The 20,228-nt window shown below is 44.2% G+C and carries 21 protein-coding genes; 17 read left to right on the top strand and 4 right to left on the bottom strand.

Annotation, left to right across the window (positions count from 1 at the left end; genetic code table 11):
• Positions 1-125 precede the first annotated feature (125 nt).
• From moaC to MusilaSJ_RS26425, 3 genes are read left to right on the top strand one after another with little or no spacing between them, the layout of a single operon-like run.
• Positions 126-596, top strand: a complete 471-nt coding sequence (moaC, locus tag MusilaSJ_RS26415) for a cyclic pyranopterin monophosphate synthase MoaC (protein WP_274987746.1) — start codon at positions 126-128, stop codon at positions 594-596.
• Complete coding sequence (locus tag MusilaSJ_RS26420; protein WP_274987747.1) at positions 577-1,788, top strand: NTP transferase domain-containing protein; 1,212 nt, start codon at positions 577-579, stop codon at positions 1,786-1,788. The genes moaC and MusilaSJ_RS26420 overlap by 20 nt, the downstream gene beginning before the upstream one ends.
• Positions 1,763-2,821: a HesA/MoeB/ThiF family protein gene (locus MusilaSJ_RS26425; protein WP_274987748.1), complete on the top strand. Its 1,059-nt coding sequence runs from the start codon at positions 1,763-1,765 to the stop codon at positions 2,819-2,821. The genes MusilaSJ_RS26420 and MusilaSJ_RS26425 overlap by 26 nt, the downstream gene beginning before the upstream one ends.
• Positions 2,822-2,936: 115 nt before the next feature.
• Here MusilaSJ_RS26425 and MusilaSJ_RS26430 read toward each other — a convergent pair whose 3' ends face one another.
• The 3 genes from MusilaSJ_RS26430 to MusilaSJ_RS26440 all read right to left on the bottom strand — a co-directional run bounded on the left by MusilaSJ_RS26430 (position 2,937) and on the right by MusilaSJ_RS26440 (position 4,228).
• Complete coding sequence (locus MusilaSJ_RS26430; protein ID WP_274987749.1) at positions 2,937-3,356, bottom strand: molybdenum cofactor biosynthesis protein MoaE; 420 nt, start codon at positions 3,354-3,356, stop codon at positions 2,937-2,939.
• A gap of 12 nt (positions 3,357-3,368) precedes the next feature.
• Entirely contained in the window at positions 3,369-3,803 is a 435-nt protein-coding gene (locus MusilaSJ_RS26435; RefSeq protein WP_274987750.1) for a GNAT family N-acetyltransferase, read from the bottom strand.
• 182 nt (positions 3,804-3,985) lie between these two features.
• Entirely contained in the window at positions 3,986-4,228 is a 243-nt protein-coding gene (locus tag MusilaSJ_RS26440; protein ID WP_090526447.1) for a MoaD/ThiS family protein, read from the bottom strand.
• A 369-nt stretch (positions 4,229-4,597) separates the two neighbouring features.
• On the opposite strand from MusilaSJ_RS26440, the gene fdhD reads away from it, so the two are divergent.
• The 12 genes from fdhD to MusilaSJ_RS26500 all read left to right on the top strand — a co-directional run bounded on the left by fdhD (position 4,598) and on the right by MusilaSJ_RS26500 (position 17,280).
• Entirely contained in the window at positions 4,598-5,479 is an 882-nt protein-coding gene (fdhD, locus tag MusilaSJ_RS26445) for a formate dehydrogenase accessory sulfurtransferase FdhD (RefSeq protein WP_274987751.1), read from the top strand.
• 14 nt (positions 5,480-5,493) lie between these two features.
• Complete coding sequence (locus tag MusilaSJ_RS26450; protein ID WP_274987752.1) at positions 5,494-5,850, top strand: DUF7009 family protein; 357 nt, start codon at positions 5,494-5,496, stop codon at positions 5,848-5,850.
• Complete coding sequence (locus MusilaSJ_RS26455; protein WP_274987753.1) at positions 5,847-8,162, top strand: FdhF/YdeP family oxidoreductase; 2,316 nt, start codon at positions 5,847-5,849, stop codon at positions 8,160-8,162. Before MusilaSJ_RS26450 ends, MusilaSJ_RS26455 begins: the two co-directional genes overlap by 4 nt.
• A 70-nt stretch (positions 8,163-8,232) precedes the next feature.
• Positions 8,233-8,547 (top strand): ferritin family protein, encoded by a 315-nt coding sequence (locus tag MusilaSJ_RS26460; protein WP_274987754.1) that lies wholly within the window; start codon positions 8,233-8,235, stop codon positions 8,545-8,547.
• Between the two features lie 100 nt (positions 8,548-8,647).
• Positions 8,648-9,253: a GDSL-type esterase/lipase family protein gene (locus tag MusilaSJ_RS26465; protein ID WP_274987755.1), complete on the top strand. Its 606-nt coding sequence runs from the start codon at positions 8,648-8,650 to the stop codon at positions 9,251-9,253.
• Positions 9,254-9,296: 43 nt separating this feature from the next.
• Positions 9,297-10,025, top strand: a complete 729-nt coding sequence (locus tag MusilaSJ_RS26470; protein ID WP_091162216.1) for an esterase family protein — start codon at positions 9,297-9,299, stop codon at positions 10,023-10,025.
• A 48-nt stretch (positions 10,026-10,073) separates the two neighbouring features.
• The gene (locus tag MusilaSJ_RS26475; protein WP_274987756.1) at positions 10,074-10,595 is read left to right on the top strand and encodes an O-acetyl-ADP-ribose deacetylase; all 522 of its coding nucleotides are present in this window, start codon (positions 10,074-10,076) and stop codon (positions 10,593-10,595) included.
• A gap of 43 nt (positions 10,596-10,638) precedes the next feature.
• Positions 10,639-11,208 carry a Crp/Fnr family transcriptional regulator gene (locus MusilaSJ_RS26480; RefSeq protein ID WP_274987757.1) on the top strand — a complete coding sequence of 190 codons (570 nt, stop codon included), beginning with the start codon at positions 10,639-10,641 and terminating at the stop codon, positions 11,206-11,208.
• A 68-nt stretch (positions 11,209-11,276) separates the two neighbouring features.
• A complete protein-coding gene (locus MusilaSJ_RS26485; RefSeq protein WP_274987758.1) occupies positions 11,277-12,299 on the top strand; it encodes an alpha/beta hydrolase family protein in 1,023 nt (340 codons plus the stop codon).
• 104 nt (positions 12,300-12,403) lie between these two features.
• Positions 12,404-13,801, top strand: coding sequence for a hypothetical protein (locus MusilaSJ_RS26490; protein ID WP_274987759.1), 1,398 nt, complete (start codon positions 12,404-12,406; stop codon positions 13,799-13,801).
• A gap of 370 nt (positions 13,802-14,171) precedes the next feature.
• Entirely contained in the window at positions 14,172-16,589 is a 2,418-nt protein-coding gene (locus MusilaSJ_RS26495; RefSeq protein WP_274987760.1) for a glycoside hydrolase family 3 N-terminal domain-containing protein, read from the top strand.
• 250 nt (positions 16,590-16,839) lie between these two features.
• Entirely contained in the window at positions 16,840-17,280 is a 441-nt protein-coding gene (locus MusilaSJ_RS26500) for a DUF695 domain-containing protein (RefSeq protein WP_274987761.1), read from the top strand.
• Between the two features lie 247 nt (positions 17,281-17,527).
• Here the strand turns inward: MusilaSJ_RS26500 and MusilaSJ_RS26505 are convergent, their stop codons facing one another.
• Positions 17,528-18,361 carry a sterol desaturase family protein gene (locus MusilaSJ_RS26505; RefSeq protein ID WP_274987762.1) on the bottom strand — a complete coding sequence of 278 codons (834 nt, stop codon included), beginning with the start codon at positions 18,359-18,361 and terminating at the stop codon, positions 17,528-17,530.
• A gap of 193 nt (positions 18,362-18,554) precedes the next feature.
• Between MusilaSJ_RS26505 and MusilaSJ_RS26510 the strand changes: the two genes are divergently transcribed.
• Both MusilaSJ_RS26510 and MusilaSJ_RS26515 read left to right on the top strand, forming a co-directional pair.
• Positions 18,555-19,280 (top strand): DUF2071 domain-containing protein, encoded by a 726-nt coding sequence (locus MusilaSJ_RS26510; RefSeq protein WP_274987763.1) that lies wholly within the window; start codon positions 18,555-18,557, stop codon positions 19,278-19,280.
• A gap of 35 nt (positions 19,281-19,315) precedes the next feature.
• Positions 19,316-20,179: a helix-turn-helix domain-containing protein gene (locus tag MusilaSJ_RS26515; RefSeq protein WP_274987764.1), complete on the top strand. Its 864-nt coding sequence runs from the start codon at positions 19,316-19,318 to the stop codon at positions 20,177-20,179.
• Positions 20,180-20,228: the final 49 nt, after the last annotated feature.

Raw genomic sequence — 20,228 nt, forward strand, 5'->3', positions numbered from 1 at the left:
TACACCGATTTTTTGATTTGATCGAATCCATAACATAATAAGTCGCTATAAACAAACAAAGGAAACATGACCCTAACAAATTGGTGAAATCACAATAAAAATCAGTGTAATCATAATAAAAAATAATGTTAACTCACATAAACAAACAAGGTGACCCCAATATGGTTGATGTAACTGAAAAGCAGGTTACACACCGTACCGCTACCGCGCGCAGCGTAGTTGCTTTGCCGGCACAAGTATTTGAGCTTTTAGCAGGGAACGAGTTGCAAAGCAAAAAAGGCCCTGTTTTTCAAACGGCTATCATTGCCGGTATTATGGCCGCCAAGAAAACCGGCGACCTGATCCCGCTTTGTCACCCGTTGGGTTTGGATAACTGTAATGTTACCATCCAAATAAATGAGCGGCAGGAGGTGGTGGTTGATTGTACCGCAAGCATTACGGCAAAAACAGGTGTGGAAATGGAAGCGCTGGTTGGCGCTTCAATAGCGGCACTTACTATTTACGATATGTGCAAGGCCATGAGCCATGATATAGTGATAAAAGAAACCAAACTGATTTCAAAAACAGGAGGTAAACGTGACTTTAAAAGATCATAACCAGCCATCAGGTACGCATAAAAAACACACTAAACTGGCGCGGCCTTTAACAGGCAACTTCGGCCGTAATGAATGGGCAATTGTGGGCGGCCCCTGTACCGTAATCAAATTGTTGGCCGACGACGTGATCAGGATACTATCACCGGTTTATAAATGTGCTTATGTGGATATGTCACATAATGATGATATTACTTTGCTGCCCGGCAGATTGGTGAGCGGTGCTTCGCTCGAATATACCGACCAGGTAAACTATCAGCAGTTCAATTATCAAAACCCGGTATATCCCTATCAGCTCAAACAGCAATTTTCGCCTGCCGATCTGGTATTAGTTAATGGGAATCACCAGCAGGCTAAGGCACAGGTAGTTATTATCGACGTTAATAAAGAGGCGTCGCTGCAAAAAAGGACAGGTCAGCTCAATAATGTTCAGCTTTTTCTGCTGGCCGATAATGCAAGCGAAATCCCGGACTTTATACAGGAGGTTATCCCTCACTGGCAGCAGATCCCTGTTTTAAAGATAGATGAACGGGAAAAGATCGTAGCCTTTTTTGAAGCCGCGTTAAAACAGGCCAAACCTGTTTTAAACGGACTGGTATTGGCCGGCGGCAAAAGTACCCGAATGGGTTTTGATAAAGGTGCAGCCAAATGGCATGGCAAGCAGCAAAGGTATTACATGGCCGATTTGCTTAAAAACTTTTGCCGGCAGGTTTACATTTCCGCTCGCCCCGGCCAGCAGCAGGAAATTGACCCGGCTTATCCCGTTATTGAGGATACATTTACTGGTTTAGGACCTTATGGGGCTATTCTTTCCGCTTTTCGCGAACAGCCGGATGCCGCCTGGCTGATCATAGCCTGCGATTTGCCTTTGATGGATGAAGCTACCCTTCGCAATTTAGTGGCCTGGCGAAACAGTTCGTCGGTGGCTACGGCTTATCACAGTCCGGTAACCGATTTCCCGGAACCTTTGATAGCCATATGGGAGCCTAAAAGCTACCCTGTACTGCTATCGTTTTTGGCGCAAGGGTATTCATGCCCGCGCAAGGTTTTGATCAATAGTGATATTACATTGTTAAACGCCCCACAACAGGAGGCGCTGACCAATGTGAATACGCCTGAAGAATTGGAGAAAGTAAAATCAATGATCCACCATACAATAGTTGCTACTAATGAATCAGGATTTACAACGATATAACTGCCAGATAGCACTGCCTGGTTTTGGCGAGGAAGCCCAGCAATTATTGCAGCAAGCCCGCGTACTGGTTGTTGGGGCTGGAGGGTTGGGTTGCCCGGCTGCACAATACCTGGCATCAACAGGAATTGGCACATTGGGCATTGCCGATTTCGACCAGGTATCGATAAGTAACCTGCACCGCCAGGTATTGTATAACCCTGCCGATGAGGGTGAAAATAAAGCTGAAGTAGCCTGTTCACGTTTGCAGGCCCAAAATCCGGGTATTAAGCTCGTACCTCATACCATCAAAATAACATCCGATAATGTGATGGATGTTATCAGTAATTACGACATTGTGCTGGATGGTACTGATAATTTCGAGACCCGTTACCTGCTTAACGATGCCTGTGTTTTGGCCGGTAAACCGCTTGTTTATGGTGCCATTTATCAGTTTGAAGGGCAGGTTGCAGTTTGGAACGTAAGCAACTCCAAAGGGGCAAATTCGCCTAATTACCGTGATCTGTTTCCCGAGGTGGATGCTACCCAGATCCCTAATTGTACCGAAGGCGGGGTGGTACCAACTCTGGCAGGAATCATCGGCTGTATGCAGGCCAATGAAGTAATCAAGTACATTACCAAAACCGGTGAATTACTGGTCGGGAAAGTGCTGATCTTTGATGCACAAAGCATGCAAAGCCGCATCTTTAAGATTGGCCCGGTAACAAAAACGCATATCCGCAGGTTAAAAACAACTATCACCATTCCAACCATCAATGCTGATGAACTAAAAAAGCGGATCCTTTTGGATGAAACGGTAGAACTTATTGACGTGCGTACCATCCAGGAGCGTGAAGCCTATGATATTGGCGGTACGCATATCCCGCTGGATGAAATAGAAGAGTACCTGGCCTATTTTACCAGCCCGAATACTAAAGTTCTTTACTGCTCATCGGGCAAACGAAGCGACGAAGCCGTAAAACTTATCCTCAAAATGATCCCCGAGGCTGATGTGTTTTCATTGGAAGGCGGGTTGGAAGAGTATAAGGTTGATTAAATGATTTCGGATTTCGGAATTTCGATTTCGGATTTTTTTAATTTAAAATCTCCTATTGAAAATTGAAAAATCCAAATTTCATAATTCCGAAATCGAACATCCCAAATCCGAAATCCTAAGGATGTGCTGCTACCCAAACATCGCCATCCTCAAAGCTTTCTTTTTTCCAGATAGGAACGGTTTGTTTAAGTGTGTCGATGATGTACCGGCAGGCATCAAAAGCGGCGTCACGGTGCGCTGCTGATACGGCAATAACAACCGGTACCTCGCCAACCTGCAGCAATCCGGTGCGGTGGTGGATCAGTATTTTTTGAATGGGCCAGCGTTCAAAAGCTTGCGTGGAAATTTTGTTCATCTCGCTGATGGCCATTGGCTCATAGGCTTCAAAATCGAGCCTTAAAACTCTTTTTCCTTTGGTTGTATTGCGTACCGTGCCAATAAATACATCGATCCCTCCGGATTCGGGCGACATGATCCAGTCTATACATGACTGGATCTCCAGTGTTTGGGCCGATAGGAGGATCTGTGTTTTCATAACAATGCAAATCTATATTTTATCTGCTAATGATTTCATGAGGTATTTAGGCGATTCGGAATAACCCTGCCTGTAATAAAACCGGTGGGCGTCAGTCCTGCGTGTATGGCAGTGCACCTCTATCCTGTCGGCATTACGTTCTTTGCCAAGTTCCGTAATATAACCCTCAAGAGCTTTACCAATACCTTTGCCCCGGATGTTTTCATCAATAGAAAAACAACTGATGCGAATAAAATCACCCTTAACCACCAGCTGTGTTAAAAAATCAATGGCGATAAAACCTGCAACCTCACCTTCATCTTCATAAACTAAAACCTGCGAAGAAGATTGTCCCAACATCTTTTCAAGGTTTCCCGGCAAAAAACCTTCAGTGCCGGGATAACCCAATTGCGTTAGCAGATTTGATATTGCAGTATGATCGGCAAGCGTAGCGCTTCTGATAGCCATTGTTATGTTAGGTTGAGTGGATTTGTATTAAAATATCTTGTTAGAGTTCCCACGAGCTGCCAACTAAAAACTGTAAACTGAACGGAAGTACTGCCAACTGCCCACCGATAACTGCCAACTAATTTACTGCCACTGCTACTGTCTGCCAACTGCCCACCGCCCACCGCAAACTGCAAACTGATCTACCCCCCGCTTACCGGCGGAATGATCGCTATTTCGTCGCGTTCGTGAATGGTATCACCGGGCAGGGCATATTCGTTGTTGACAGCCAGCATGTATGATGAAAGCTGCTTTAAACGCGGATATTGTTGCTCAAGCAGGTATTTTAAATTGGAGATAGTAGCATCGTTGGTCATTTCCAGGCTAACTTCGCTGCTTCCAAATATCTCCTTAGCCACTCCAAAAGCCAGTATGTTGATCTTCATATCTCAAAAATATTCAAATTAGCTTACAAAACGAGCAACAGGTTTAAATTTAACAAATCAACATATGTAAGTTCATTATGCGGGTTCAGGCGTCCGCGCTTTAACCTAAACAAAAAAATAAGTGTGGAGGATTAACCTTGCCTGGGTTTACATGTGTTAATACTGTTTTTTATGTAATTAATTGGTTGTCAACTAAGTAATGTAAAATAGTTCGAATTTCTGTTAACCCTGTTAACCCCTCTTGCTGGCCTAAGTTAACAGCTATTGTGCAGACGCTTACCTCAAAAACAATTCAAGCGAAGACATTGAACTTGCCTTCTGCATGTAAACTTACATAAACAAACTATGCCATAAATTGTATCTTTGAGTATGTCTACGCCATCAGTTATTCATATCCCGGTTGTAAAAGTTAACGCTAACCGAAGCGCAAGGGAGGAGGATAGCATAGCCATTGAAGAACCACTTGAAATTAAACTGGAATATGGTCCTGCAGAAGGCAGAGAGCTACGTAATATCTCTGTAACTATGCGTACCCCCGGGCATGATGCCGAACTGGCAACCGGTTTCCTTTTTACCGAAGGCATTATTAAAAATGCAGATGAGATAAAATCAGCTAAACACAGCTTTATAACCTGTGCTGAAAACAAGGAGAATACCATGCTGGTAACACTTGAACAAGGTGTGATACCACATCTCCAAAATACTGAACGTAATTTTTATACCACCAGCAGTTGCGGTGTGTGTGGCAAGGGTTCTATCAGCGCTATTCGCACGGTAAGCAATTTTGCCGCCGGGGCAGATGATGGCAATGTGATTAATAGTTTGGTACTTAATCAGTTGCCGAAGATTTTGCGCGGGCACCAGCGGGTATTTGATGATACGGGCGGTTTGCATGCATCGGCTTTGTTTGCTCCTTTGGGTGAGCTGTTATTATTGAGGGAAGACGTAGGCAGGCATAATGCTTTAGATAAGCTGATAGGTGCTGCTATGATGTATAGCTGGTTGCCGTTGCAGCAAACAGTATTGTTACTTAGCGGCAGGGCAAGTTTTGAGCTTATTCAAAAGGCCGCGATGGCCGGCATCAGTATTATTGCGGCAGTAGGTGCGCCGTCAAGCCTGGCTATTGAACTGGCAAACGAATTTAATATTACACTAATTGGCTTTTTACGTGATGAGCGCTTTAATATTTACGCGGGCGCGCACCGGGTAATGGTCCCCGATGAGGCCGTACTAACGGCGCCATCGGCGTAAACTGATTGATACCAATGAAAATAAGGATAAAAGGTAATACACTAAGATACAGGCTCACTAAAACCGATGTAGCCAAACTGGCCGAAGAAGGTTATGTTCAGGAAACGGTCGATTTTGGCAGCCAGCAGCTGATTTATGCTTTGAGGCTCGTTGATGATGAGCATCTTTCGGCAACCTATAAGGAGAATGCCATAACACTATATGCGCCAAAAGCTGTGGTTGCCGGCTTTGCCGACGACGATAAGGTAGGTTATGAAGGTAAGCACGGCAGTTTGCATTTACTGGTTGAAAAAGATTTTACGTGTTTGGATGAAGTCGCCGAAGATCAGAGCGATAATTATCCCAATCCCTTAGCAGCTAAAAAGCCATGAGCAAGCAAGCAGAAAAAGGACCAGCAGCAGAGAACCCTGAGGAATTGCTCGACCTGAAAATAAAACATCCCAAAGATTGGGCGGCGGGTATTCCTGCTGTTACAGTTGCCATGGTTGATATATTAAAAGAAACTGGTTTGGCAAGAGGTATGGAGGGTTTGTTTCATATGAACAAAAAGAGTGGCTTTGATTGCTCTGGCTGTGCCTGGCCCGACCCGGATGATGACCGTTCAGCCCTTGCCGAATACTGTGAAAATGGCGCCAAAGCCCTTGCCGAAGAAGCTACTACCAAAAAACTCACCGGAGATTTTTTTGCGGAAAATTCGGTGGCCGAACTGGCTAAGCTTAATGATTATGAGATAGGGAAGAAGGGGCGTATCGCCCAGCCGGTTTACCTCGCTAAAGGTGGCACCCACTACGCTCCGGTAAGCTGGGATTTTGCGTTTAAAAAGATAGCAACTGAGCTTAACGCTTTGGCATCGCCCGATGAAGCTGCATTTTATACATCCGGCCGTACCAGTAACGAGGCTTCATTTACGTACCAGTTATTTGTGCGCGAGTTTGGTACCAATAACATGCCCGATTGCTCCAATATGTGCCATGAAAGTACCGGTGTTGGCCTTGCAGACACCATTGGCATTGGCAAGGGCACGGTTACGCTTAATGACTTTTACGATACCGATGTGATCATCATTATGGGGCAAAACCCCGGTACCAATCACCCCCGGATGCTTAGCGCGCTTGAAAAGGCCAAACAGAAAGGTTCAAAGATCATTGCCGTAAACCCGTTGCATGAGGCGGGGTTGATGGGCTTTAAAAATCCGCAAACCTTAAAAGGTATTTTAGGCATTAAAACACAATTGGCCGATTTGTACCTGCAGGTAAAAATAAACGGTGATATGGCATTGCTTAAAGCCATGGAAAAATTGTTATACAAGGCCGAGCAGGAGAATCCCGGCAGTGTTTTCGATCATGAATTTATTAAAAAGAACACTACTGGTTATGTTGCTTTTTTAGAGAACCTGAACCAATATGAGGTTGACGATCTGGCTAAAGCTGCCGGTTTAACAGTAAATGAAATTGAGCAGGCTGTTGATCTGATTAAAAATAAAAGCCGCATCATTATTTGCTGGGCTATGGGCATCACCCAGCATAAAAACGGAGTGGATACCGTAAAAGAAATTGTGAACCTGGCCATGCTTAAAGGCGCCATTGGTAAACCCGGTGCCGGTTTGTGCCCGGTACGTGGCCATAGCAATGTACAGGGTAACCGTACCATGATGATCTGGGATAAGCCAAAACCGAAGCAGTTGGATAAACTCAAGGAAGTTTTTGGTTTTGAGCCGCCGCGGGGGCATGGCTATGATGTTGTTGAATCTATTAAAGCTATGGACGAGGGCAAACTTAAAGTGTTTTTTGCCATGGGCGGCAATTTCCTTTCGGCTACACCGGATACCCTGTTTACGGCACAGGCCATGCGTAAACTTAAGCTGTCGGTACATGTATCAACCAAATTAAACCGCAGTCATCTGGTTCATGGTGAGGAAGCTTTGATCCTGCCAACACTATCACGAAGTGATAAAGACGTTGTAAATGGCGAGGAGCAGTTTATAAGCTGCGAAAACTCTATGGGGGTTGTCCAGATGTCAAAAGGGATGCTGAAGCCGGTATCTGAACATCTGATGAACGAGAACCAGATCATTTGTAATCTCGCTAAAGCCACATTAGGTAATCGCGCCGTTGTCGACTGGGATAAGTACTCACAAAGCTATGATGCAGTGCGCGACGCGATAGCCAAAGTTATTCCGGGCTGTGAGGATTATAACCAAAAGGTACGTTTGCCCGGCGGGTTTTACCTGCCCAATGCTGCACGGGAGGGTAAGTTTATCACCGAAAAGAATGGGAGCGTTGTGCCTTTCAATATCGCCCCGTTGCCGCAGCATGAACTGGCGGCTGATGAATACCATATGGCAACCATCCGCAGTCATGATCAGTTTAACACCACTATATATGGCCTTGACGACCGCTACCGGGGCATTCACAACGAGCGCCGGGTAATTTTGATGAATGAAAACGACATGAAAAAAGCCGGTTTTAGAGCGGAGGAAAAAGTTGATCTGTTTAATTATGATGATGGCGCCGAGCGGGTAGCGAGGCTGTTTGTAGTTGTGCCTTACAACATACCCGAAGGGAATACAGCTACCTATTACCCCGAAGCCAATGTGCTGGTCCCAATCAACAGCGTTGCCGAACAAAGTAATACGCCTACATCCAAACTGGTTAATATCAAAATCAGGAAACACGTGGCTTAATAACCATTCTAAATACTTACACCTTAAAACAAAAGCGTTTACATAATACTTATCTCCTTAAAAAAGTATTATGTCATTTGATCAATATCACGAACCGGCAAATGAGCTGTCCGACGAAACCCGAACCTTTGCCCGGATGATAGTTTCTTTAACCGAAGAGGCTGAAGCCATAAACTGGTACGAACAGCGGATTTCTGTCGAAAAAGATAAACAAGCTAAAGCCATTATGCAAAACGCACAGCAGGAGGAGTTTAAGCACTTTGGTATGGACCTTGAGTTTTTACTGCGCAAAAAGCCGGTATGGCGTACTACGCTGCAGGCTATCCTTTTTAAAGAGGGTGATATTGTTGAGCTGGGCACCAAAGGCGAAGAAGCGGCAGAATAATAGTCATTTTTACATTTTTAGTTTTATCATCGTTACATTAAGTTAGGGCTATTGTATTATCTTTAGCGCTTAAATTAATACGGCCCTACTATAAAAGAATATGATCTGGTACGAAGAGGATGTGAAGCAGCTGGAAATTAAGCGAACTAAGCTTGATTATGTGCCGCGGGTAATTTTTTATGGAAGCTCATCCATTCGTTTGTGGAATACGCTTGATGCTGATTTTGATGACATGCAACCGGTTAACCTGGGTTTTGGCGGTTCTACACTGGCTGCTTGTGTATGGTTTTTTGAACGTATAATGCATTCCTATAATCCCGAATCCATTGTAGTGTATGCAGGCGATAATGATCTCGGCGATGGCCGCAATCCCGAAGAGGTTTTTATATTTTTTAAGCAGCTCACTGTTGAGGTTGAGCGGCTTTTTGGTAGTATTCCCTGCTATTATATATCGCTTAAGCCAAGCCTTGCCCGCTGGCCTATTGTTGAAAAGTACAGGTACACCAATAGCTTAATTGAAAACGAGATAATACACCGCCATAAAAACTGGCAGTTCATCAATATATTTAATCAGATGATAGATGCTTCCGGTAAACCAATACGAGAATATTATGATAAAGATGGTTTGCACTTGAGCAGCGCCGGTTACGCTTTGTGGAAAAAAGCTGTTTTACAGCGAATGCCACAAAGTATCAAATTAGCTTAATATAGGGTTTACACGCATTTGTCATCTTTCAGCGGTTTAAAAGATGAAAAGAGAGTACCACAAGTGGTTCAGTCCGTCGCTTCAGCGTAATATGGAATTGCTGGTTTTTGGCCATGCGGGCGCCTCCGTCTTATTTTTTCCCACCCGCACAGCCCGGTTCTATGATTATGAAGACTGGAAAGTAATTGAAGCCTTACGCAGTAAAATTGAGGCAGGTCACCTGCAGGTTTACTGTGTGGATAGCATCGACCGGGAAAGCTTTTATAATGAGTTCAGTCATCCCTACCATCGCATGGAAAGGCACCTGCATTATGAACAGTATATTTTGCAGGAGGTGGTGCCGTTGATGAAAACACTTAACGCCGCCGGTTCAATTATTTCGGCAGGTTGCAGCATGGGGGCTTATCATGCGGTTAATATTGCATTTAAACATCCGTCGGTATTTGTGAAGGTAGTGGGTATGAGCGGGCGTTATGACATTACACAGGCTATGGGCAATTTCCGCGACCTGTTAGATGGCTACCGCGATGAAAATGTGTATTTCAATATGCCCAACCAATTTTTAAATAACCTGCACAGTCCCGAAATTATTGACCAGATCAAACGCCTCCAAATTATACTGGCCGTGGGCGAAGAAGATGCCTTTTTAGAAGATAATAAATACCTGAGTACCGTGCTGGCAAGCAAAGGCATCCAAAACAGTTTATATATCTGGCACGAGGAAGCACACCGCGCCCGTTATTGGCGTAAAATGGTGCAACTCTATTTTTAAAAGCAAAACACTTTTCTGTTTGTTATATCAGCTGTAATTCAAGATATTATGGGCACTATTGAACTGGTAAAGGGCGATATCACAAAAATTAAGGCCGATGCTATTGTAAACGCGGCAAATACATCACTGATGGGTGGCGGCGGTGTCGACGGCGCTATCCATCGTGCCGGCGGACCGGAGATCCTGGAAGATTGCCGTAAGATAGTAGCCCGGCAGGGCGGCTGCAAAACCGGGCAGGCAGTGATTACAACAGGCGGTAAGTTGCCGGCTAAATATGTGATCCACACGGTTGGCCCCGTTTACAATAGTGGTAAAAAAGGTGAGGACGAACTGTTGCAATCCGCTTATTTAAATAGTCTGAAGCTTGCCGCCCAAAATGATGTGCATACCGTAGCCTTTCCTAATATCAGTACCGGCATCTATCATTTTCCAAAAGATAAGGCTGCAGCCATTGCTGTTAAAACAGTTAATGATTTTTTGGCTGATAGCAACGTAGTTGAGAAAGTGATATTTGTTTGTTTTGATGATGAAAACTTTAGCTTGTACCAGGATCTGCTTACTCAAAAATAATCAGGAATTTGTCAACCCGATGCTAAGTGTATAAATTGCAGCTATGCATCCTGCTTTAAAACAACATCTTGAAGGTAAATTAATCCTCTCGCCTGAACATGAGCGGCTGATTGCAAATTGTTTTAAAACCCGCTTTACCAAACGCAATGAGATCCTGATTGAAAAGGGGAGCATCGCAAAACATTTATATTTTGTGGTAAAAGGATGCCTCCGCGTGTTTTTAACCGATGATGAGGGCAACGAATCAACCCGGTTCCTGATTTTTGAAGGGCGCATGGGTACCGCATTTCCCAGCTTTATATTGAAAGAGCCTTCTGTGGCCTCTATTCAAAGCCCGGAGCCGTCCGAACTGTTGGTGCTGAGTTATGCGGATCGCGATCTGCTCCTTCAGGAGATTCCCGGGTTTGAGACTATGTATCGTACAGGTCTTGAGCTTGATTATATCGCATCAATTCAACGGATAGAAAGCCTTATTACTATGGATTCAAAAGCCCGTTATAATATCCTGATGCAAACCCAGCCCGAAATCATTAAAAGGCTGCCCAATAAAATAGTTGCCGACTACCTTGGCATCTCGCAGGAAACCCTGAGCCGCCTTAAATCAAAAAAGTGATTTATTGACTATTGTCAATCTTTTTGAATAGCTAAATGCCTTGTTTTGTGATATAAACGCTATACATTATGTGGAAACAAATCTTCACCATTATTATAATCTTGCTATCAGGCCATCTTACGATTGCCCAAAACTTAGGTGAGCGTACCTTCAATTTTAAAGACGGAAGCCGCAATAACCGCCCGGTGGTTACCGAAATCTGGTATCCAACTGCTGATACGTTAAAACCCGCAGATAAACATTTTTCGCCCTTTTTACGACAGCCAACAGTTCGTAATGGTAAGTTTCCGGCAAATAAACTGCCGCTTATCCTACTTTCCCATGGTACAGGCGGTGGCCGGTTAACTTTGGAGTGGCTGGCCCAGGCTCTTGCAATCAGCGGTTGCATAGTTGCTGCTGTCGATCATTACGGCAATACATATGATCATAAAATTCCCCTTGAATTTGTTAAGCCATGGGAACGTCCGCTGGATATCAGCTTCGCCCTTACATCCTTACTGAATAACCCCGAAGTTGGCCCGCTTATCGATCAGCAAAAAATAGGGGCAACCGGTTTTTCATTTGGAGGCTACACCATGATTGCCCTTGCCGGTGCAAAGCTCGATTTTGAGCAGGCCCGCAGTTATTATAAAACCACAGGCCGCAAAGAGCTGGAGATCCCTGAATTTCCGGGATTGGTAAAACTACTGGACGATAGCTCCATGATTGCCGACTCCAAACATGTGCCCCCGCTAAAAGATCAAAGAATCAAAGCATTCTTTTCCATATCGCCCGCATTAGGCTTTGGCTTTACCCGTAAAGAGCAGGTAGGTGATATTAAAGGCGCCTTGTATATTGTAGGCTCACAAAGCGATAGCATAGCCCCGGTTAAAACCAATGCCAGGCATTATCATCAGCTAATCGGTAAATCAAAATATACCGAGCTGCCCGGTAAGGTAGGCCATTACGTAATGCTTGGCGAGGCCATTGACGCTGTAAAAAAGGAAGCCCCGATGTACTTTACCGATGATGCTTCGGTTAACAGGCATGCCATTCACTTACAGGTGGACAGCTTGGCTGTCGGTTTTTTCAAGACAGCGTTAAAGTATTAGCCGGCCGGTAAAATTTAACAAAACCTTATCATTAAGCTAAAAACATTTTTATCGTGCTGGAGTTGATAGTTAAATCCGAATAGTAAATTTTTCCTGCTGATACTATGAAAGCTTTTGTGTTTGGTTTGCTTATCACACTTTTTGCCGGTGTTAATGCCGGCGCGCAATCAAAAAATGTAAGCGGCGTTTACGCCGGTATTGAAATAACATTACCTGTTACCATGGGAGGAGGCATGGGCCGCAGTGATGTTGTTTTCCAATTAAGGCCCGATGGAACTTTTAACGATCTGCTTGAAAAACCCGACTGGAAAACACATGTTGCAGGTCGTTACCAGGTACAGGGCAATACGCTCAAATTGCAGTATCTCAAAGGCTCCAAACAGGAATATAAAATTGAATCTGATGGCGATATCGATGCGGGTTCTTTCAGTATCCTAAAACTCAATACTGCCGACAGGGTACCTGCCGGTTATTATCAATTTACCCATGCAAGTAGCATGGGAGGAGGGAATACCGGGCAGGTATTTGTTGGCACATCAGGCTCAAAAGGCCTTTATTTTGATGGGAAGGGTAATTTTAGCCAAAATAGTTCTTCAGCCACTATGGTATCAGGTGAAGGTATCGGTGGCGGCGGAAGTCGCAAAGATAGCGGGGCAGGCACCTATACTATTAAAGATGGCATACTTACATTAACTTATAATACAGGTAAAACCGAAACGCATAGTTTCTTTTGCCGCCCCGGTGAAAAACCTGTAATGGCCGCCATAGATGGCAATATTTATTTTATGGAGGATAAAGCACCCAAAAGCGTATCATCCTCATCTAAAACAACATCCGGAGGGGCTGGTAATGCTAAAACAACTGCCGGAAACCAGGCAGTTGAAACCGGTGATAATGATGCTTCGGGCTTATTAAACAAGGCTGCCGAAGTACACGGCGGTGCAAAGCTCAATGCAATTAAAACCATGCAGATCTCCGCTACAATGACGGGCTTCGATTTTACTATTAAGATTGATCTGACCGCACATCGCGTCCGCTCTGAGATTCGCAAAGGCGGAAAGTTACTGCAGGTTGAGCAAATGGAAGGTGATAATGGCTGGCAATGGCGTGATGGCAATAAAAAACCGCTGTCAACCCCGCGTTTAGCGCAATTGAAACAGGGTTTCCGTTCAGGGGCCCTATTGTTCAGGAAAGAAAACCTCGATCATATTCAAAATGTTAAGGTGCAGGAAGGTAAAAATAACGTAATGATAGTAAGCTATAGTTTTGATGGCGTAACCAGTTTTGCAGTGTTAGACGATAAAAATCAGCTGGTTGGCGAAGGTACTAAAGTGGGTTCGGTAGTGCAGATATCGGCTTTTACCGGTTATAAAACGGTTGATGGTATTGTTTTTCCTGCCGCCGAATTACAAACCGAGGGTGCACAAAAGAGCAGCATCACCTATAATGATTATAAAATAAATCCTGCCTTTGCCGAGGCTGATTGGGCAGATGCCCGCTAAGGTCATACCATGGGGTTTTCGATAATATATATCAAATGGCTGCAAACGCTAATTACGTAACCCGGAATGGCAAACAAACCTTACATGATAGCTGCCGCTATCTCGCTGCCTTCCCGGCAGATACCATAAATGATTAGCGTTAAAATCAGGAAGGTACGCAAATACCAGACTGGATGAGTGCTTGTGAAATTAGGGTTACAAGTTACTTAAGCTCATTTAAGAGCTAAATGTAACAGATAAAGTTTGTGAATATTGCAGGTGGCAGGTTTAACCCTCGTTACTCAAACGATATAGTTAAAATATCCGGCTCCGGGCATGGCTGCGCCCACACAGGTTTATATATTTGAAATACCAACTCCAATACAACCTCATGAGAATTAAGTACTATCTGCCGCGGGTATTTGTGGCATCTGTTTTATCACTTAGCTTTAGCCTGGCTGCATCGGCACAGGAAAAAAAAATCTACCACAAAGGCTGGATAGATTTTAACAAGAACGGCAAAATGGATGTGTTTGAAGATCCGTCGCAAAACATTGATAAGCGTCTGGCTGATTTATTAAGCCAGATGACCGTTGAAGAGAAAACCTGCCAAATGGCTACCCTGTATGGCTACAAGCGTGTGTTGAAAGATGAAATGCCCGTACCCAACTGGAAAAACGAAGTTTGGAAAGATGGCATAGCCAATATTGATGAAGAACTGAATAATCTTACTTCGCATACGGATGCTGCACCTACGCAGTATTCATATCCTTTCAGCAAGCACGCTTCGGCCATCAATACCATACAAAAATGGTTTGTTGAAGAAACCCGCCTGGGCATCCCTGTCGATTTTACCAACGAAGGCATCCACGGCCTTAACCATGACCGGGCCACACCATTACCGGCGCCAATATCCATAGGCAGTACTTTTGATAAGGAACTGGTATACCAGGCAGGTAAAACCGTTGGTCGCGAAGCCAAAGCTTTGGGGTATACCAATGTTTACGCCCCTATACTTGACCCCGCCCGCGATCAGCGCTGGGGCCGTGTGGTTGAATGTTATGGCGAAGACCCTTTTCACATTGCTGAAATGGGCAAGCAAATGGTGCTGGGCATCCAGGAAGAGGGTGTAGCATCAACACTTAAACACTTTGCTGTGTACAGCGTGCCAAAAGGAGGCCGCGACGGCAGCGCCCGTACCGATCCGCATGTTGCACCGAGGGAAATGCATCAGCTATATTTATACCCATTCCGCAGGGTAATCCAGGAAGCGCATCCTATGGGGGTAATGAGCAGCTATAACGACTGGGATGGTGTACCCATAACCGGTAGCTATTACTTTTTGACCCAGCTTTTACGCCAGCAATTTGGTTTTGATGGTTATGTAGTGAGCGATAGCGAGGCAGTAGAATTTCTGTATTCCAAGCACCACGTAGCGGCAGATTATAAAGAAGCTGTAAGGCAGGTTGTTGAGGCAGGCCTTAATGTGCGCACCAACTTTACCATGCCGCAAACCTTTATCATGCCTCTGCGTGAGCTGATTAAAGAGAACCGCATTTCGATGAAGATCATTGACACACGCGTTGGCGAAGTGCTGAAAGTAAAATTCAGGTTGGGATTGTTTGACAGCCCGTATGTTAAAGACCCAAAAGCGGCCGATAAAATAGTGCATACCGACGCAGATAAGGCCATGAGCCTGAAAATGAACCGCGAATCGATGGTGTTGTTGAAAAACGTCAACAACCTGCTGCCGCTGGATAAAAAGAAATACCCTAATATCCTGGTAACCGGCCCGCTGGCTAAAGAAGAGAATTATGCTACCAGCAGGTACGGTCCATCGCACAATCCCGTTACTACCGTGTTTGACGGCATTAAAAACTATGTCGGCAGCGATGCTAAAGTTAGCTATGTTAAAGGCTGCGATATTATTGATGCTACCTGGCCCGAAAGCGAGATCATTGAAACGCCGCTAACTGCGCAGGAGCAGGCAGCTATTGATTCGGCGGTAGCACAGGCAAAACAATCTGATATTGTAATAGCCGTGGTAGGCGAAGATATTGACCGCGTAGGCGAAAGTTTGTCACGTACGGGTTTGAACCTGCCTGGCAGACAATTGAAGCTGATCCAGGCTTTGCAGGCCACCGGCAAGCCTGTGGTAATGGTTATGATCAACGGGCAGCCCTTAACCATCAACTGGGAAAATAAATATGTGCCGGCTATATTGGAAGCCTGGTTCCCGAGTGTTCAAAGCGGACAGGTGATCGCTGAAACTTTATTTGGTGATAACAACCCGGGCGGAAGGTTGCCGATCACTTTCCCTAAAACAACGGGGCAGCTGGAGTATAATTTCCCTTTCAAGCCATCTTCACAGGCTGAACAGGGCGGGCAAAACAGCTGGGGCAAAACCAGTGTAAAAGGAGCTTTATATCCTTATGGATACGGGTTAAGTTACACTACGTTCGAGTACAGTAATCTGCAGGTATCACCCGAAAAAGGTAATTCGCAGGGACTTATACAGATAAGTGTTGATGTAACCAATACAGGCAGGCGGAAGGGAGATGAGGTGGTGCAGCTTTACCTTAAGGATGAAGTAAGCAGCGTTACCACTTATGAGTATGATTTGCGCGGCTTTGACAGGATTACCCTGAACCCCGGCGAAAAGAAAACAGTGCAGTTTACCCTGCACCCCGATGATTTGGCTCTGCTGGATAAAAACATGAACTGGACGGTTGAACCAGGTAAGTTTATGGTGATGATAGGCAGTTCATCGGTTGATATTAAACTAAAAAAGGAGTTTGAGATAGAGTAAAAAGGATGTTTACGACTTACGAAGTTTTTAAAAACTTCGTAAGTCTGTTATTCACAAAGAAAGGGGGCTTAATGAATGATTTTTTGAACAAATGCACCGGATTTTGCCTGGCATGATTATCTTTATACCCGGAAAGTTGACGGTGGCTAAACATCTGTTATTGAGGAATAAAATAACTATAAATTCGTATTGTTCTGCTATAGTAATTTATCCGTAAAACATCCCTGCTAAACCTTATAAAAACAAACCTATGATTTTAGATGATACCTGGGTGGCGGTAAAAGCCGTATCCGACGATGATATTCCCCTGCTGGTCCGTTACAGGCCCTATTTATCAAACTTTTTCGAAACAGGTGTTTACCTGCAACGAATGGATGTAACCTGGAACTATGAATCATTTGATCCGTCGTTACTGCCTCCTGCCGATGAAATGTTGCTGATGGGGCAGGTAGAGGATGCATTAGTAGATATCCTTGAGGATGATTATCAAAGTATCCTGGCTTTCGTATTCACAGGCGAAAATGAACGCTGGTGGGCCTGGTATACTACCGATATTGACGTAGCAGGCGACAGGCTAAATGATGCCCTGTCTGCTTTTGATGAACTGCCCATCAGCATCACCGTTATTGAAGATCCTGAATGGGAAGAATACTTTGGCGTAATGGAGGATTTTGGAGAGGATGAAGTGTAAACCCTTTGTTAACCCTATTGTGTATACGCCTCTTGCAATGACTATCAATCAATAAAACCTTTGTCATTTCGAACGAACCAGCGGAGGTTATGAGGCCGGGGTGAGGAGAAATCTTATACATCATGCCCTAAACTTTTCATACTGCTCTACATGGCGTATAAGATTTCTCTTTCGCCCCGCCATTAAGTCCGCCCCTGCTCAATCGAAATGACAATTTCTTTTAGTTAAAAGAAGTAGCTGTTAGCCTCTAATGTTGGTTCCCGTTTGGTCGTTCCAGCTTCTGAAATGGTATTTTAAGAATATTCACAAACTTACCGGTAGTTTCTTTATCCATATGGGTATCTATACCAAAACGGGTGTTTTCTTGTTCAAGTTCTCCAAAAGTACCAAAAAGCCTGTCCCATATACTTAACACATCGCCGTAGTTGCGGTCGGTATGGGGCAGTTGAAAGTGGTGATGTACATGGTGCAGGTTGGGCGTTATGAAAATGAGGCCAACAACTTTATTAACCTTTCGGGGGAGCCTGAATTCGGTATGGGCCAGTATATTAAACAATGATTGAAAGGTTTGCCTGAGCACTAAAACGCCAATTACCGGCCCGCAAATAAATACCCAGAGCATTAAGCAGCAAGTACGTACGCATGTCTCGCCGGGATGTTCACGAACAGTGGTTGAAACATCAACATGCAGGTCGCTATGATGTACCAGGTGAAATTTCCAAAGTGCATCTATCTTGTGCATTACCACATGGTAAACGTATTCGCAAAGGTCAAGCAGCATAAAAAGGCTTATGTAGTAAATCCATTTATTATGATGACCGGGGATATAATTAATCAATCCCCACTGGTGCGCATTAGTCCAGCTTAGTATTATTAAAACAATAGTAGTTAGCATGAGCTGGATGGGAAGGGCTGTAAAAATGAACATCAGGTTGGTTTTGTTGTGCTGCCAGCGCTTCTTTACCGAAATTATGCCCGACGAAAAACAAACCTCTATCAGCCATAAAGAGCATATGATAAAAGCATATAATACAACTTGCACGGCATCCTGATGCCGGTCAAGGAACTGGGTTGTAGTCATCTTAAATTAATAGGGGTAATTGCCTTATGTAATAGCAGCAGGCAATTAAGAAGCAATTTCTTTTTTTTGAATGAACGTTTGATGAAGTATGTTAAGTGGTTGTTAATGTACTGTGAATAGTGAAAGGGAGTGATTTACAAGATAATCTGCACTTGAGTATCTAAACACCGAAAAAGCATCATACATTTATCCCATGAAGATTCCGAAAATTACCGGTATAATTGACAGGCGTATATTAGTAAACTTTACAGTAGATGCGGATATAGCCAAAAAAATGGTGCCGCCGCCCTTCAGCCCCCAGCTTTTTAATGGCAAGGCTATAGCCGGGATCTGTTTGATCAGGCTTAAACAGGTGCGACCTAAAGGAATGCCCGCTTTTTTAGGAGTTGGATCTGAAAATGGTGCGCATCGCATTGCCGTTGAATGGCACGAAAATGGAGAATTAAAACAAGGAGTTTATATTCCGCGCAGAGATACATCATCTTTATTTAATACGGTTGCCGGCGGTAGGGTATTTCCTGGCAGGCATTATCATGCCAAATTTGACGTTAATGAGCACGACAGCCAATATCACGTGGCTTTCACCAGTTCGGACGCAACGGTGATCAGTGTGGACGCCAGAGTTGCTGATCAACTCAATCCGGATTCGATATTTGGAACGCTTGAAGTAGCTTCTGATTTCTTTAAAGCAGGGTCAACAGGGTATTCGCCCAATGGTAATAAGTATGAAGGGCTGGTATTACATACCGATAATTGGAAGGTACAAGCGCTTGAAGTAAGTTCGGTTAAATCAAGTTTTTTTGAAGATGAAACCATTTTTCCGAAGGGTTCAATAAGGTTTGATAATGCATTACTTATGACCAATGTTCGGCACGATTGGTCATCTGGCTGTGATAAACCGATGGCTGTAAATACTTAATTACTACTTTTAAATATCTTTGCGACCACGCAAAAATGAAACTATCAGCTACGGAACAATCTACAGGCGGCGATCTGCTGTTGCTTATTAACGAAAAGCACTTCGACAGGATGTTTTTTACCCGCGATCGTCAGCATAAATACCTTACCATAGCCTGGAACCGTGGCGAAAAGCAAACTGTAACCATCGATGAGGTGGATTATGATTTTCTGCCCAACACCATTCTGCCCTTAATGATTAACCAATCTTTCCGCTTTGAGCGGCCTGAAGATGTAGTGGCCTGGCAGTTTAACCGCGATTTTTATTGCATTGTCGATCATGACGAGGAAGTAAGCTGCGTGGGGTTCCTGTTTTATGGTAGTTCCGACCAGGTATTTGTTACGCTCGACGAAATCATGCAGTTTAAACTGCAACGGCTGTTGGATATTTTCATAGAAGAGTTTGAAACTGCGGACAATATCCAGATAGATATGCTCCGGATGCTGCTGAAGCGGCTTATTATTATCGTAACCCGCCTTGCCAAGGCGCACAGCGGGCCTCGTGAAGTTTTGGCCGATGAAAAATTTGGTACCATTCGTAAGTTTAATTTGTTGGTAGAGAATAATTACCGTGAACACCATACCGTGGCTTATTACGCGCAGCAATTAAATAAATCGCCTAAAACGCTTTCCAATCTTTTTGCCCTGTATAACCATAAGACGCCATTACAGGTAATACAGGAACGGCTTATTATTGAAGCTAAGCGATTATTGTACTATACCGATAAATCGGCCAAGGAAATAACTTACGAACTTGGTTTCGAAGATGCGGCCTATTTCAGCAATTTCTTCAAGAAACACACCTCGTTTTCACCTACCGATTTCAGAAATAATAAGGTTTTGGTAGCCGAAGGGAAATAATTACAAGTACCCGGGAAGTTTGCCCATTCCGCAGGGCTGCTAAAGTAGC

The sequence above is a fragment of the Mucilaginibacter sp. SJ genome (genome assembly GCF_028993635.1).
Classification (GTDB): domain Bacteria; phylum Bacteroidota; class Bacteroidia; order Sphingobacteriales; family Sphingobacteriaceae; genus Mucilaginibacter.